This window comes from Bacillus sp. GZB, assembly GCF_001975995.1.
Classification (GTDB): domain Bacteria; phylum Bacillota; class Bacilli; order Bacillales; family Bacillaceae; genus Bacillus; species Bacillus velezensis.
The window spans coordinates 955448-969355 of the sequence record NZ_MTQG01000017.1; the positions used below are offsets into that span (position 1 = coordinate 955448).

27 protein-coding genes are annotated in these 13908 nt (G+C 39.6%); 26 read left to right on the top strand and 1 reads right to left on the bottom strand.

Annotated elements, in window-relative coordinates:
• Positions 1-6 precede the first annotated feature (6 nt).
• The 10 genes from BXO87_RS20730 (at position 7) to BXO87_RS15935 (ending at position 2958) form a co-directional block, all read left to right on the top strand.
• Positions 7-156, top strand: coding sequence for a hypothetical protein (locus BXO87_RS20730; protein WP_024085441.1), 150 nt, complete (start codon positions 7-9; stop codon positions 154-156).
• Positions 153-311 carry a DUF6906 family protein gene (locus BXO87_RS20870; protein WP_176212112.1) on the top strand — a complete coding sequence of 53 codons (159 nt, stop codon included), beginning with the start codon at positions 153-155 and terminating at the stop codon, positions 309-311. The genes BXO87_RS20730 and BXO87_RS20870 overlap by 4 nt, the downstream gene beginning before the upstream one ends.
• Positions 308-856: a hypothetical protein gene (locus BXO87_RS15910; RefSeq protein WP_038458320.1), complete on the top strand. Its 549-nt coding sequence runs from the start codon at positions 308-310 to the stop codon at positions 854-856. The genes BXO87_RS20870 and BXO87_RS15910 overlap by 4 nt, the downstream gene beginning before the upstream one ends.
• A gap of 108 nt (positions 857-964) precedes the next feature.
• Entirely contained in the window at positions 965-1105 is a 141-nt protein-coding gene (locus BXO87_RS20610; protein WP_015387918.1) for a BH0509 family protein, read from the top strand.
• Between the two features lie 12 nt (positions 1106-1117).
• Positions 1118-1273, top strand: a complete 156-nt coding sequence (locus BXO87_RS20875) for a hypothetical protein (RefSeq protein WP_024085437.1) — start codon at positions 1118-1120, stop codon at positions 1271-1273.
• Between the two features lie 79 nt (positions 1274-1352).
• On the top strand, positions 1353-1556 hold the full coding sequence (locus BXO87_RS15915) for an XtrA/YqaO family protein (protein WP_024085436.1): 204 nt from the start codon (positions 1353-1355) through the stop codon (positions 1554-1556).
• 140 nt (positions 1557-1696) lie between these two features.
• On the top strand, positions 1697-2077 hold the full coding sequence (locus tag BXO87_RS15920; RefSeq protein ID WP_024085435.1) for a hypothetical protein: 381 nt from the start codon (positions 1697-1699) through the stop codon (positions 2075-2077).
• On the top strand, positions 2074-2286 hold the full coding sequence (locus tag BXO87_RS15925; protein ID WP_038458317.1) for a hypothetical protein: 213 nt from the start codon (positions 2074-2076) through the stop codon (positions 2284-2286). Before BXO87_RS15920 ends, BXO87_RS15925 begins: the two co-directional genes overlap by 4 nt.
• Positions 2286-2540: a hypothetical protein gene (locus BXO87_RS15930; RefSeq protein WP_038458314.1), complete on the top strand. Its 255-nt coding sequence runs from the start codon at positions 2286-2288 to the stop codon at positions 2538-2540. Before BXO87_RS15925 ends, BXO87_RS15930 begins: the two co-directional genes overlap by 1 nt.
• A gap of 4 nt (positions 2541-2544) precedes the next feature.
• Complete coding sequence (locus tag BXO87_RS15935) at positions 2545-2958, top strand: hypothetical protein (protein WP_038458311.1); 414 nt, start codon at positions 2545-2547, stop codon at positions 2956-2958.
• 143 nt (positions 2959-3101) lie between these two features.
• Here the strand turns inward: BXO87_RS15935 and BXO87_RS15940 are convergent, their stop codons facing one another.
• Positions 3102-3452 carry an Ig-like domain-containing protein gene (locus tag BXO87_RS15940; protein WP_017417491.1) on the bottom strand — a complete coding sequence of 117 codons (351 nt, stop codon included), beginning with the start codon at positions 3450-3452 and terminating at the stop codon, positions 3102-3104.
• Positions 3453-3560: 108 nt separating this feature from the next.
• Here BXO87_RS15940 and BXO87_RS15945 point away from each other — a divergent pair, with 108 nt between their 5' ends.
• The 16 genes from BXO87_RS15945 (at position 3561) to BXO87_RS16010 (ending at position 13800) form a co-directional block, all read left to right on the top strand.
• On the top strand, positions 3561-3995 hold the full coding sequence (locus tag BXO87_RS15945) for a hypothetical protein (protein WP_017417492.1): 435 nt from the start codon (positions 3561-3563) through the stop codon (positions 3993-3995).
• 10 nt (positions 3996-4005) lie between these two features.
• Positions 4006-4176: a hypothetical protein gene (locus BXO87_RS20880; RefSeq protein ID WP_172804206.1), complete on the top strand. Its 171-nt coding sequence runs from the start codon at positions 4006-4008 to the stop codon at positions 4174-4176.
• A 121-nt stretch (positions 4177-4297) separates the two neighbouring features.
• A complete protein-coding gene (locus tag BXO87_RS15950) occupies positions 4298-5443 on the top strand; it encodes an MrcB family domain-containing protein (RefSeq protein WP_038458307.1) in 1146 nt (381 codons plus the stop codon).
• Complete coding sequence (locus BXO87_RS15955; protein WP_014305154.1) at positions 5433-6116, top strand: hypothetical protein; 684 nt, start codon at positions 5433-5435, stop codon at positions 6114-6116. The genes BXO87_RS15950 and BXO87_RS15955 overlap by 11 nt, the downstream gene beginning before the upstream one ends.
• A gap of 91 nt (positions 6117-6207) precedes the next feature.
• Complete coding sequence (locus tag BXO87_RS20885; RefSeq protein WP_157662608.1) at positions 6208-6384, top strand: hypothetical protein; 177 nt, start codon at positions 6208-6210, stop codon at positions 6382-6384.
• A 54-nt stretch (positions 6385-6438) separates the two neighbouring features.
• Complete coding sequence (locus BXO87_RS15960) at positions 6439-6891, top strand: ArpU family phage packaging/lysis transcriptional regulator (RefSeq protein ID WP_038460747.1); 453 nt, start codon at positions 6439-6441, stop codon at positions 6889-6891.
• Positions 6888-7430, top strand: a complete 543-nt coding sequence (locus BXO87_RS15965; RefSeq protein ID WP_038458303.1) for a tyrosine-type recombinase/integrase — start codon at positions 6888-6890, stop codon at positions 7428-7430. Before BXO87_RS15960 ends, BXO87_RS15965 begins: the two co-directional genes overlap by 4 nt.
• A gap of 256 nt (positions 7431-7686) precedes the next feature.
• Entirely contained in the window at positions 7687-8247 is a 561-nt protein-coding gene (locus BXO87_RS15970) for a hypothetical protein (protein WP_038458298.1), read from the top strand.
• Between the two features lie 226 nt (positions 8248-8473).
• Positions 8474-8581, top strand: coding sequence for a DNA translocase FtsK (locus BXO87_RS21295; protein WP_373926079.1), 108 nt, complete (start codon positions 8474-8476; stop codon positions 8579-8581).
• A gap of 202 nt (positions 8582-8783) precedes the next feature.
• Positions 8784-9377, top strand: coding sequence for a hypothetical protein (locus BXO87_RS15980; RefSeq protein WP_038458295.1), 594 nt, complete (start codon positions 8784-8786; stop codon positions 9375-9377).
• A gap of 143 nt (positions 9378-9520) precedes the next feature.
• Positions 9521-9859, top strand: coding sequence for a hypothetical protein (locus tag BXO87_RS15985; protein ID WP_038458292.1), 339 nt, complete (start codon positions 9521-9523; stop codon positions 9857-9859).
• A 75-nt stretch (positions 9860-9934) separates the two neighbouring features.
• Complete coding sequence (locus tag BXO87_RS15990) at positions 9935-10528, top strand: hypothetical protein (protein WP_038458289.1); 594 nt, start codon at positions 9935-9937, stop codon at positions 10526-10528.
• Between the two features lie 300 nt (positions 10529-10828).
• A complete protein-coding gene (locus BXO87_RS15995; RefSeq protein WP_038458286.1) occupies positions 10829-11203 on the top strand; it encodes an HNH endonuclease signature motif containing protein in 375 nt (124 codons plus the stop codon).
• Positions 11163-11498, top strand: coding sequence for a transglycosylase (locus BXO87_RS16000; RefSeq protein WP_236824409.1), 336 nt, complete (start codon positions 11163-11165; stop codon positions 11496-11498). The genes BXO87_RS15995 and BXO87_RS16000 overlap by 41 nt, the downstream gene beginning before the upstream one ends.
• 86 nt (positions 11499-11584) lie before the next feature.
• Positions 11585-12091 carry a phage terminase small subunit P27 family gene (locus BXO87_RS16005; protein WP_015968210.1) on the top strand — a complete coding sequence of 169 codons (507 nt, stop codon included), beginning with the start codon at positions 11585-11587 and terminating at the stop codon, positions 12089-12091.
• A complete protein-coding gene (locus BXO87_RS16010) occupies positions 12091-13800 on the top strand; it encodes a terminase large subunit (protein WP_038458280.1) in 1710 nt (569 codons plus the stop codon). The genes BXO87_RS16005 and BXO87_RS16010 overlap by 1 nt, the downstream gene beginning before the upstream one ends.
• Positions 13801-13908: the final 108 nt, after the last annotated feature.

Consider the following 13908-nt stretch of genomic DNA (forward strand, 5'->3'; position numbering starts at 1 on the left):
AAACAGTTGATACAGGCAATCATGCCCGGCGTGTTGCAGATCGTCCCTGAACGCAAATTAACGGATGACCAGCGCAAAAAAGAAATAGACGAGCTTATCAAGGTTCTTGATCAAAAAATAGCAGACTACCAGAACTTTAGGGGGAATGCAGTGTGAGACGTGGTAAATGTCCGACGCGTGCGCAAAAAGCAATCATTAAGGCAAACGGCCTGACCATTGAAAACTGGCTCGTCTTGGAGCATCTACAGCACGAGCATCGTCTCATATTGGTTCACCGCTATATGAATTACAAAAGGGAGTGTTTAGCATGAGTCAGGCGGTCAACGCTGAACCGTTCGAGCTGGCTTTGGAGGATATGAATTATGAATGGTCAATGGTCCAGCTGAAAAAGGTCGTTCAATACTGGCATGATGGGAAATCAATTCTTGATATGTCGGAATTATTAAACAGGGATTCGGACGAAATCATTCTACTTGTCATGGACTTTGCAAGAAAAAATATCCTGCCCGCCCGTAAGAACGGTTTACGCGCTAACAAAAGAATAAGAATATCTGAGAAAACGATGAAAGATAAAATGTATCGACTGCGCTATTTGTTTGAAGAAAGCCCGGTGTATATCCCTTTTCAGGAGCTAAACTTCATGTTTTATGACAGCGAAATCAGGCGTTTCCGGGAGCTATGGGCGGCAAATGAGTCATATCTCAACATAGCAAAAGAGCTGAAACGGAATGAAGATGAAACGTTATTCCTTATCATCGACCAGGCAAAGAAAGACCTCATAGAGCCTCGGGAATCCGGCTTGCTCGGAAAGGAAGCGTCAGAAGATGAATGCAACAAGCAAAAGCTTCCGTTTTGAAAAAGCAACGGTCCAGCAACTTATGGTCATCGTGCGTTATGAAGACTGCGCCCCGGAGGTACGGAACGCGGCTTTACAAATGCTGATTTTGAAGGGAGTGGCAGACGTTTGGGACAGGCAGAACGAAAGCATTTAATGGAATGGCTTTTGCTTATCGGCTCTTATGGCAGAGATTTTTTAAACCGCCAGACAGATGAAGAGCTTGAGCGCTTATATAATCTTCAAATCAAAGGCATGAACAAAGAATAGGAGGACAGCACCATGACAGAAAACAAAAACTTGCGTCGGCACGGCGATGTTACAACACGGGTGATGAGCGAAGAAGAACGCCTTGAGTATATAAAAAAACACCCAATCATTTCGACGGAAAAACCAAAGGTTGGCATACAACTGTTCCCGTCAAACTATTGGATGTAAGGACGGCCGCTAAAGCAACCGCCACCGTATGGTAAATAAAAACTCGACACTTTTATTATACCATACGGAGGCTTTGAACATGCAGCCAAAACATATATCACTCAATCAAAATACAAGTGTTTCTCAATTTATTGAGCCTGGAAAGGTGTCCGTCATCGTGTTAGACGGCAACCAAAACGCCGCGTATGTCGTTGAGGCACCCGAACACGGTAAAACAATCATTCAAACAGTAAAAGGCGGCCTGGCTCGTTGTGATTACGAGATCGGCCATAAATTCAATTAGCAGGGGTTTTCCCCTGCGGGGGAGGAACGGAAAATGTATCAAAACGAAATTGCCCGCAAGTGTGAACGCTGCGGAAAAATATATTATTCAGCTCAATGGGTTGTATGCAAAACATGTCTTTTAGACCGGGAGGCCCGGGCATGAAAGAATTCAAAATCAACTTGTCAAAAGGTGAGGTTTTATATACCGGCTCTTACATTTGCGCCCTTTCAAAAACGCCAGCCAGTACACCTGAGCAAATTTCTTTAGAAGCAGCAGCCGAAAAGCTCGCGGAAGAGTTAATCATGCAACAGGCTATGAATCGGGAGCACCAGCGCCAACAGGAAGTCACGGTCATTCAGTTTCGGCAGGCGCAGGAAGATATTAAGTTGCTGCAGGAGGAGAACAAGCGTTATAGAAACGCATTAGAATTTTACGCTGATGACACGACATACACAAATGAATTTGAAGACTGTCCGCCCGCTATTGATATGGATTGGGGCGCCGTTGCCAAAACAGCATTGGAGGGGGCTGCGGAATGAGAAAACCACTTCAAAAAGGTGAATTAGTTGTCATGCACACATGCTATGAAGCGAGCAAATACGACGGAAGAATTTGGTCCTGTACTAGCGATGAATTTACTTCTCACAGCGGCGCAAAGGTTGTTTTCTTAGATGGTTTTTCGGGATTCTTTGCGGCTGAATTTCTGCAAAGAGTGAACTTACCACAAGCGCGGGAGGTGGGGGCATAATGATGCCATTACAAGTAGAACTTCAACGGAACGTGAAGGCCACGAAGGACGAAGCAATGACCGTCGAGCAGGCGGCCGAGCTTTTAAAGGTTCACCCGGACTACATCCCGACTCTGGTCGCTCGAACTGACGATCTGAAAATGATCGGCGATACCATTATCGCTAAACGGGATAAAACAAATATCTGGCTGGTCGGGGCATGCGTGGGGCTTTTCTTCTTCGCTGTTTGTGTCTTGCCGGGATTGATGGGGTGACGGGATGGCAACAGCAGAGCAAATAAAACGCATGAACGATATTAATGATCTGATAAAGCTTATTGCAAGCATTGATCATCGTACATTCTACCGCAAGTCAAAGGATCGCATAGCGTATTTCAGATTTAAGAAAAAACTGTTCTTCGTTGATGATTACACGGGCGCTGATGTTTACCCGTATGAATTGGGATACGGCAGTTCAAACGGCTTTTCGCATGGGGGCAACATGTGGCAACTGGTCAACAGCTTCAGAAAATTCATCATAACAGGGAAATGCGGCGAGCTGAGGGATTATAAAGAAATATGGGCTTACAGCTATGAAGGATGTATGAAAATCCGTCAGAAGGCGAAGGAGATTGGTTTCATTGAAAATGTTGATTACCCCTACAGCTTTGATGAATGGGCGGATAGTAAATGATCGAATATCATTGCCCAGACTGAGATTATAAAAAACTTGATTTAGAAATCCGCGCAGATACCCGCTGCCCGCATTGTGGGCGCTGCATAGGTGGTGAAGTGGAAAAATAGAAGAGCATATTAGAATGCTCTTCTATTAGAAAATTAATAGACAAATACGTGTAACTGACCGTATACTGATCCATTTTTGAATATAGTTAAATATGCATTTCCAGCTTTATTGCCACGGACAAGTCCATTGGTATCTACTGTGAAAACAGCGCTATTATCTGAATGATAAGCGAATCCTGATCCTAAATATTTTGCATCTAATTGTTTAGAACCCCCAGCTCTCACTTCAAAAGTATCGTAATAGGCTTTAATTGGACCAGGAGATATAGTTGTTTGCATTTCATTTTTTTGAGGAGTTATCTCCTTAGCTGAAGCCATACCACTAATTGAAAAAGCTAATACAGGAATCGATAGTGCAGTCACAGCAATCTTTTTGAAATTCATTTTAAACACTCCTTTGGTTTTTTATGGAACACAGTAAGAATTCGAGCAAAATAACGATTATCCTTGTAAATAAATGTTAATTATTTGTGAATTAGGAAGGGGAAAATAATGAAAAAACTATTCAAATCAATCATTTTATCAGCTGCATTACTTACGGGAGCGGCGGCCGTTGCGCCGTCTGCTTCCGCCGCATGGTCCGGCTGGCAAAATGAATCCGGGTACAGCGGCCGGGTGTTTACGGATGCTGCGACATATACGGGCGGCGCCTCAACGGTGGACTGGAAAGCCGAGAAAAAAGGATCAAGGACACTTTATTACACAGCCGGCGTATACAAGAAGCGCAGCGGCGGCGGGCTGACTGATACGAATCTGGTACAGCGGGGCAGCTTCAAAACGGCAACGCCTCTGAAATCATTCAACGTGAAAACGATCCGGAATAAGACCGGAAAGGGAACCTATGTCATTCAGCTGGACTGCTACTCTGATTCCGGCAAGCGGAACTACATCGGAACATTTGAATCAGCAAAATTTCAAATCAAATAAGGGGGATTCGATGGCGCTGAGAATAGTTTTTCTGTTAATGGGGTTAGGGTCCTGGTTTTATTTCCAGTACGAATACAGGCCGGACATGAAAACGAACATCACGTTAATAGGCGCAATCATTGCATTCACGGCTGTGGCTTATTTTAATGATATTGATAAATTTAGAGAGAAGCATGATTGAATAGGCTGGTTTGCTCAAAAAAGGACGGAAAGAAATGAAAATTTGGAAAGGAAATTATAAAATGGTTTAGAAATATATGGTATGATAGGCTCGTTGAGTTCTGGTTAAAGGAGATTTTATTATGATGCGAACTACACCTAGCCTATTTGATGTAAACCGTTTTTGGAAAGGTTTTAATAAATATAAAAATTACAAAGTTGATAATAAACAACATGATTTTTTTAAACTGTTTCGTAACGAAATTCCTGAAGCATTTGAGAAGGTATTAAAAGAAAAGCAGTTCAAGAATCAAGATTATATAAGCATCAAAGCTTCCACAGGTACTGGGAGGATTTCTGATTCATTCTGGATTGCTTTTCTTGATAATCGATTGACTACCAAAGGGAAAAGAGTATCGACTCAAGTTGGTATTTATATTGTTTTATTGTTTTCAGAAAGCGGAGACAATTTTTATTTAAGTATAGCAACTGGCACTGAAAACTTTAACTTAACTGAAATTAGGGAGCAAGCTAAAGCAGGTAAACAATTCTTTGCTAGACAGATTCAATCAAATGAAAAGTTACTAGGATTTAATACGGATGAATTTTATTTGGGTACGTCCGCCAGGCCAAAAAAGTATGCTGCCAGCGCCCTCATCAACAAGAAATTTAATCTATTTACGTTTGATGAAGAGCAATTGCTTAACGATTTATTCATATTAAATGAACTCTTCTATGATTATGTCTATGAACATTATTTAGAAGAAAATAAAGGTGAAACTGAACAAGAGAATTTAATAAAGAAAAAAACGATTAGAAGAAAAGTAATAAATGTTGAAAAGTACAGGTTGCTTCGCAAAGAAAAAGAGATTGCTAATGAATTAACTGGTAAGGCGGCAGAAGAGTTTGTCTTTCATAAAGAAAAAGATTATTTAATAAGAGAAGGCAGAAATGAATTGGCTCAAAAAGTTGATTGGATCTCTAATAGGGAAGACGGTCATGGATATGATATAAAATCTTATTTTCCAGATGGCTCTGACAAGTTCATTGAGGTAAAAGGTACCAAGTTTAAAAACAATGATTATCAGTTTTATTTATCTGAACGTGAAAGAGTTGTTGCTGAAGAAAAAGGAAAAGAATATGTTTTAACATTGGTTGAGAACGTGAGGAATCCTAGGCTTATAAAAATCATAAAAGAGGTTAGGGACCCGATTCATAAAATGTGTTTAAAGCCGCTAAATTATAGTGGCAAACTGAAACCAGAGGGATTCCAAGACAATGACGAATGAAATATTAAAAGAACTAAAATCAATATCAATTACATTCATAAAATTTCTTTGTGTTTTAGCAGTACTAACGATTATAGCAATTATTTCTTGGCATTTGAAAGCATATGAAGTTATTTATTACATAATGGTAATAGGTGCTTACCTAATTATTTGGTTTTTAATATATTGTTGTTTAATAAGGCCGCAAAGAGTAAGAAGAGATAATTTGTACCTTTGGTTAGACCAACCGAATTTAACAGACAAAGAGTTTATTCATGATTTATCGGAGGTTCCTGTTAAGGACTTGTTAGAAAATTTAGAGACAATTTATAAAAAATTATTGATTTATGCAAAACTCGATATAATTAAACTAAAATTATTAAAGGCATACTTCAAGACAAAAAATTCAGGAAATATTATTGAGGTGCTTTTTCGCTCTTTAGTGGCAATAATTTCAGGACCTTTGTTATTATTTGTGATAAACAATAGACAATTATTTGTATTCCTAAAGCCCAAAGACTTCGCTGAGATTAATCCAACGTTTCTAACCGTGGCAAACATTTTAACTATAGTCTTGTTTTTCTTAAGTGTTCTTATGTTTTTTATATCTGATTCAGTAACAAATAAAAAAAGAAACCTTATAATTGAGGAAATACTCGACGTATGTATTAGCGAATGTAGTAACAAAAAATAAGTCCAAGAGGGAAAGCCTGCGGACACCAATCATTGCACAGAATCACTGTGCTCTGATTGGTGTCCGTTTTTTATTTGAACGGAGGGACGGTATGAAAGCGATGAAAAACGCCGCGCAGAACGTTGGTTTTAAAGAAAAACAGCCATCGTCACGCAAGAGTATCGAAAAAAAGCCACAGAAGCTTACTGAGAGAGATTTGGAGAATCTCATGGGTGTAAACAGGCCTACATATAAAAGAGGTCGTGGTGGAGCTTTTAGACAGCAATAATAATGGGAGGGAAATGCTATGAATAAAAAAGATAAAAACAACAATGAAAACAAAATGGATCAGTTGAGATTGAATATACCTCAAATTGACGAAGAAGCAACGAGAACGAAAGCAGAAAAGCTGCTCGAACAATATCGCATGTACTTGTTACAAGTGCCTGAGGATTTTTTGCCGAAATTGACCGCAACATACAGCCTTGTTCCGCCCAGCTTTTCGAATGAATTTCATTCCTCCACAGAAGACGCAGCATTAAAACGCATGGATTGGGAGATTGAGAGGGACCGGTTTTTAAAGAGAATTCAAAGAGCGGTTAACCGGCTTTCCCAAAAGGAGCGGCAAATACTTGTCATGCTCTATATGCAGAATGAAGAAATGTATGATTATGAAGTCTATGCAGAGATGAGACTCAGTCAGCGGAGCTACTACCGGACGAAAGCAAAAGCATTTTACCGGCTGGCCTTTGCCCTTCGCGTGGAAGTCTATAAGGACGGGGGCGCGCCGGAATGAATTTTGTTCAGCCGATAAGAGACCCGGAATGCATTTTCTATATCAAACGGTTTTTAAAAGAACAGAGCGAGCGGAATTACATGCTATTTGTCACCGGGATAAATTCAGGTCTCCGCATATCAGATATATTGGAACTGAGAGTAAGGGACGCCAAACGGCCGTATTTCAACCTTATAGAGAAGAAAACCAAAAAGAAAAAGAGAATTGAAATGACGCCGGAACTTCAAAGAGAATTAAAGGCATATATTGAGGGGAAAGAAGATCACGAATATCTTTTCAAAAGCCGCGAAGGGATCAACAAGCCCATTTCCCGGTCGATGGCTTATAAGATTCTGAGGGCTGCTGCTGAGTATGTCAATTTAGATGATATAGGCACGCACACGCTGAGGAAAACATTCGGGTACCATTTTTACAAGCAAACAAAAGACGTTGCCATGCTGCAGGAGATTTTTAATCACTCAGATCAGCGGACAACCCTTCGATACATTGGAATCAATCAGGATGCCATGAACAACGCCATGAAGAAATTCAAGATATAAGCAGGCTCATCTCATAAACAAGATGAGTCTTTTTTTCTGCATATTTTTATTGATTCCCTTCAAAAAGCAAACGTGGAATTCATTTTAGGGATATTGTTTGAAAACACGGATGGCAAGGGCTGACGGCACTTCGGGCAGTTGCACAGTATATAACATATGGGTAATTCGCGGATAATATGGATAGCTGATTTTTCTGTCAATTTATGTGGTAAACTATGAGATAAAGAGACTATATACTTGAGGGGGAATATTAGAGTTGAGCGTGGACAATTGGATTCAAATTGCGGGAATAACTGTTACTGGATTATTTAGTTTTTTAGTCTGGCAGGCAACAATCAATAGCAATAAATTATCTAAAGAAAATTTTGAATTTGTAAAAGAAATTAGGCAAATTGAGAAAGACATACATAATGAAAAGGAATTAAGGTTTAGAAGAACCTATTGTCACTGGGCCGATAAAAGAATTAACGCCATGCTACTGGCTCTTGTGTATCAACTTGGTGAGAGAAGTGAAAAAGAAGAGCTTATAAAAGAAGTTCCGAGAGAAGTTGGTCTGAGTAATGAAACAATGGCAAAGTACTTTACAATTCATGAGCAAGTAACAATACAACAAATATATGAATTGTATAATGATTTTTTAAAAAAACATTGGTTAATGGATGAGATCCATTTTTATGATGCAGGAGTCGGCGATTATCAGGAGTCGGCAGAATATTTATATGAGCTTGTGTCAGAACTTAAAAGCACTCTAAAGTTCAGTTTGTCTGAAAATGCACCTATGGAAGAGCTGATGGGTGATGTTGAATGGAGACCTTGAAATGGCACAAACTTGGCAGGATAACGGCACACCATTTTGTTTTAAATAAGTTATTATGGTAATAGGTAATAAACAGGCAGGCGCTTTCCCAATCGGGAGGGCGCTTTTTCTATTGTAGGGATAATATTGAGCGGCATTGGAAAGCCGTCTTACGAAGAAGTAAAACAATGGATAATGCTTGATCCATGCGGAAACGGAATAAGTCTATCTTGCAACGGCAGTTCGAATCGGTTATGTGAATGCTGCAACACTTATAGAGCGGTTGGAAGAGGAAGGTATTGTTTCTCCGTGGGATGGCTCTAAACCAAGAAGAACAATATTAAAGCAAGATTAATCACTCATAGAAAGATATATTAAATATTCATGTAGCGTCGTCTGATAGGAAGGCGATTTTTATAGGTGGGAGGTGAGAGCGGCTTCTGATGGAGCTGGGAGAGGTTAGAACCAACATTATTAGGCTGTTTTTTCAATAGTGAGGACGTTATTGTTTCTTAGTTCCTTTTTTATGTATAATGAATAAAAAAAGGATGAATAATTTGGCTATAGTACCTCTCATTATAAGTAGTTTTGCAGCTCTTATATCTTTATCTAGTTATTTCTTAACACGTAAAAATCTTCAAATTAACGATGCTCCCCGTCTAATAGCTAGCAATATAAAAAAGAGACTCGAGAATCAAAAAGTGACTATTTCTTTTGAAGTGAAGAACTATGGAAAAGGGATAGCTTTAAAAACCTTTTTAATTATCACCGTAAGAGGTGGAAATAAAAAGGGAGATCAACATTACTTATCTAAACCATTAGTAACTCTAGAACCCGAGAAAACAGGAGTTTTAGAAATAGTCTTTGAAAAAAAGGAAACAGAAGATCAAATCTCTGGTGCTATTTTGGTAAGTCAAGATTTTTTTGATAATTTTCATATAACAGAAACTAATTTACAATTCAACAACCAACATTTGAAGGAGTTTAGTAAACCAGTTAAGCAGATTTCAAAAATATTAAGAATGTTTACTCATAGAAGAATTAGGAAAATCATGAACCTTGCAAGCGATCAAGGCAACACAGCTGTTGACAGAAAACAAAAAGAGCAAAATGAAATTATTGAAGAATTACAAAAAGCATTTCGAAAGTAAAAAATCTCTTATTACTTATGTATTTTTTCAAATTGAATCTTTAAACCTTACTATGTATTTGTACTGACAAAAGTTCGACAAATTCTGCAAATGATTAAAACGCATTCTTTTTCGTCGATAAGTTAAGTAGAGGAGGTGACATAATGAGTAATTACCCATATACACATGAAAAGGGCAGCCTTGTTTATAAAAAAGAAAATTATATATTTCGCTTTCGTGGAATACATGCGGCTGAAATAGAAATTATTGATGTGCCTGGGGAAAATGCGGCATTTGCATTTCACATTGAAGAGAATAAATCTTTTTGGAGTGAAGTACCATCTTATTTGCTCAAAAAGTTGCATTCGGGTTCTGATGAATTAAAGCCTTTTGGAGTTGAACTGACTTTTTACAATGATAAAGACGCAGCAATACAAGTGGCTACAGACACAATCGAAAAAATTCTGAACAAGTACAAGAACCCAGGTAAATTAGATTTTTAATAATTTCTTTGAACAAAAAAAGCATCCTACAGGGTGCTTTTTATCATACAAATTATGAAGAATGAGGTTTAGAAGATGTACCCTATTTTAGTCGAGTTAGTAGACAATGGATTTGATTGGAACATATTAATTAGTTTATTAGGAGCTTTAGGAGTTTTATACGGAGCTGTTACCGGGGCTAATTCATATCGTAATCAGAAAGATAGAGAGTGGGCCGAACGAAGTTTAAATGGTGTTTATGCTCCTCTTTATCAATTAATTTGCAGCCAAGAAACATTTAGAGAAATGCTTGGAGATGACGATGAAAAATTTCCAGATGTCCCAGTTATATCTCATATTATTACAATAGATGATGAAGAAAAAGCAGGTATAATACATAGAGATTTTTTTATAGAGCAACTTGAACAAACGGACAAGGGACTCGCTTCATCAGAATTACTAAGATTAATTGGTGAATATAAGGTACTTGTATATTTAGAAGAGGCTAAAAAAGATGGCATTACACAAGAAGAAAAGGACTTGTTTGATAAAATAACTAAAGAAAAAGTGAAAGTAGAAACACTTTTGGTACAAGAAATAGTCAGAGGTTATTCAAAATTGAGGAAAAGTCTAGGGCGTAGGAATGCACCTGATGTGGAGACATATAATATTTTTTTAAAAAACGAATAGTATTGGTAATCGGTTGTTTGAAATAGCGAAACGACACGTTGGAAAAGATACTAAAGAATCAGTTATCATCACGGAGACTGATGTGAAAGATGGGAAGTTCAAAACTTCATGGAAGTCACCTGATAGAGAACCTTTTGATAAACAGGATTAAGGCATAATTAGTATTCTGCGCTTTCCTTTTGGAAGGCGTTTTTGTGTCCTCTGTAAACTGCGTCCGGTAAATCTCAGGATAGACAATCGTTGGTTAACGGCTTGAGTGCGGGCGCAGTTTAGAAAGAAAATATGATTGGAGGGATTGGAATGAAGAAAGCTTTGAGGCCTTGCAATGAACCAGGCTGCCCCAATTTGTCGCGAGAGGGCTACTGTGAACAGCACAGGCGAACCAAGCCGGCCTATGATCAATACAGGGAGTCTGCTGCCAAACGGGGGTATAACAGCAAGTGGAGGCAGGCCCGCGCTGGCTACCTGTCCAAGCATCCGTTATGTGCTGCCTGCTTGATGCAAGGCAGAAGAACCCCGGCGACAGTTGTCGATCATATCGTTCCACATAAAGGAGACATGAAACTATTCTGGGATTCAAGTAAATGGCAGCCCCTATGTGCCCCGTGCCACGGCCGGAAGACAGCGAAGGAGGATGGAGGATTTGGGAACAGAACATCAAGCGTGCGTGTGTGATCAATGTATGACCAGACTGCTTATCAAAGGCTGTTCAAAGATCAGGAAGCACGTCAACGGAATCAAAGAGCATTATATCAAGTGTCCACGCTGCAAGGCTGAGTATACATCCTTCTATACGAACGAGGACATCAGACGAATGCAACACAGAATAAGAAAGATGTTTGCTTTGCGTCGTAACATGAAAAAGGAATCAGCTGTTGATCTATATTCTAAGAAAATAGAAGCAGCACAAACTGAAATTCAAGCAGCCATGAGCCAGCTGAAGAAGGAGATGGAGACCCCCCACCCTTAAATCCCTAGAGGACGTTTGCCGGAGACCGCGCTCCCCTCCCCATTTTGATAAATTCCCTAAATGAAAATTCGGAAGGAGGTGAGGGAATGGCTAGACCGCGGCAACCTGTTGACTTGCTACTGGTGAAAGGCAAGAAAAACTTGACAAAGCAAGAGATTGAGGAGCGTCGAGCACAGGAAGTAAAGGCACCAAACGACAAAGTAAAAGCTCCATCATATTTGCCAAAAGACTTAAAAAGAGAGTTTAAAAAGATAGCGGATGAGCTAAAAAACATCGGAATTATGACTAATTTAGATGTGGACGCGCTTGCCCGTTTTTTGTTTGCTCAAAAACAATACTTGGAAATGACCGAAGTCTTACTCGAAACGCCCATTACTGCATTAGTTGAGGATGATGACGGAAATAAATTTGAAGTAGCGAACAAGACATACAGTGATTTGCTTATCAATCAAGACAAGCTGTTCAAACAATGCCGGCAAGCTTCTAGTGATTTAGGGCTGACCATTTCCTCTCGCTGTAAACTTGTTATCCCGAAAAAAGATGATGGGAAACCGAAGTCAAAAGAGGAAGAACGGTTCGGGGGCCGCATGTAATGCAAGAGATTACAGCCGAAATTCTCATTGAGCGGGTTTGGTCATATGCTGAGAAAATTCGCTCCGGAGAAATTAAGGCAGGCAAAAAGCAAAAATGGGCTGTAGAGCGATTTTTTAAAGATGTTGACCGGCTCGCAGAAGATGACTGCCCTTATTACTTTGATGCTGAAGCTGTGGTGGATTTTTATGAATGGTCGCAGCAATTTAATCATGTCGAAGGTATACTTGCAGGGCAGCCGATTGAATTAACAGACTTTCAGCTTTTTATTGCGGCCAATATATACGGATTCTATAAAAAAGAAAATGGCGCCCGCCGGTTCCGGAAAGCTTATATCCAGCTGGCCCGTAAAAATGCGAAATCGCAATTTTTAGCTTTAATAGCATCGTATGAGATTTTCCCGACACAAGAAAAACACCGGGTATTTATCGCAGGCTGGTCCCGCGAACAATCAGATGAAGTATATCAAGCAATTCTTGAGCAGCTGCATCACGCGCCGATACTCAAAGGGAAATACACCTCTGCTAATGGCCGCGTGAAAAAATATAAAACAAACTCCATTATCCAGCCTCTTTCCCGTGAGGCCCGGAAGCTCGGGGATGGTAAAAACCCATCATTGGGAATTGTGGATGAATACCACGCACATGAAACAAGTGAGATTTACGATGTCCTGGACAGCGGGATGGTCGCCCGGCGCAGTCCGTTAATGGCTGTTATTACGACAGCGGGTTTCAACATGGAGCGGCCATGCTTTAAGGAATATCAATATACGAGTAAAATTCTTGATCCAGACATTGACACGGAGAATGATGATTATTTTGTTATGATCTGTGAACTGGACCCGGAAGATGACATAAAAGATGAATCAAACTGGATCAAGGCGAATCCGATTGTGGCAACATACCCCGAGGGGATGGAGTCATTACGTTCTGCTTTAAAAGTGGCTCTTGAAGTGCCTGAAAAGATGCGCAGTTTCCTCACCAAAAATATGAACCGATGGGTTGACCAGAAGGACAATGGTTATATGAAGATGACAAAATGGCGCGCTTGCAGCGGGGAAATTCCTGATTTGCAAGGACTGCCCGTTTATTTGGGCCTTGATTTATCAATGACAACAGACTTAACCTCCGTTGGATATGTGGCCATGCAAGACGGCTTTTTCTATGTCGGTCAACATTCCTTTATGCCTGAAGCCCGAGCCAAAGAAAAAATGGCGACGGATAAAGTGCCATATGATTTGTGGAGAGAGATGGGATTTATCACTTATACATCTGGCGAAGCAGTTGACTATCAATTAGTTGAACAATGGATTATTGAATTTATTCATAAAAACCGTTTTCGACTACAAGAGACAGCATATGACAAGTGGAATGCTCTTCATTTAGCGCAGCGGCTTGAATCAAAAGGGCATACAATGGTGGAACTGCCGCAGAGAATCAATCATCTTTCATTACCAACAAAAAGCTTTCGAGAAAAGGTATTTGAAAGGAAAGTCGTGCATGGCGATGATCCGGTTTTAACATGGGCAATTAATAACGCAATTACGAAAATGGACCCGCAAGAGAATATCATGCTGGATAAAGCAAAATCACCGCAGAGAATCGACCCTATTGCGGCTGTTATAAATGCTTACGCCAGAGCGATGTATCATGACACAAACCATAGAGTAGATTTAAATAATCACTTCGGCTCTGGGAATTTCAGTTTTTAGGATGTGAGAAAATGAAAAAAGTCAGGAAAAAGATCAAAGCTTTTTTTAAGTGGTTTTTTCACCCCAAGTATATGAAAGCCCTGCTTTCTTTTTTCTGCTTGATAATAA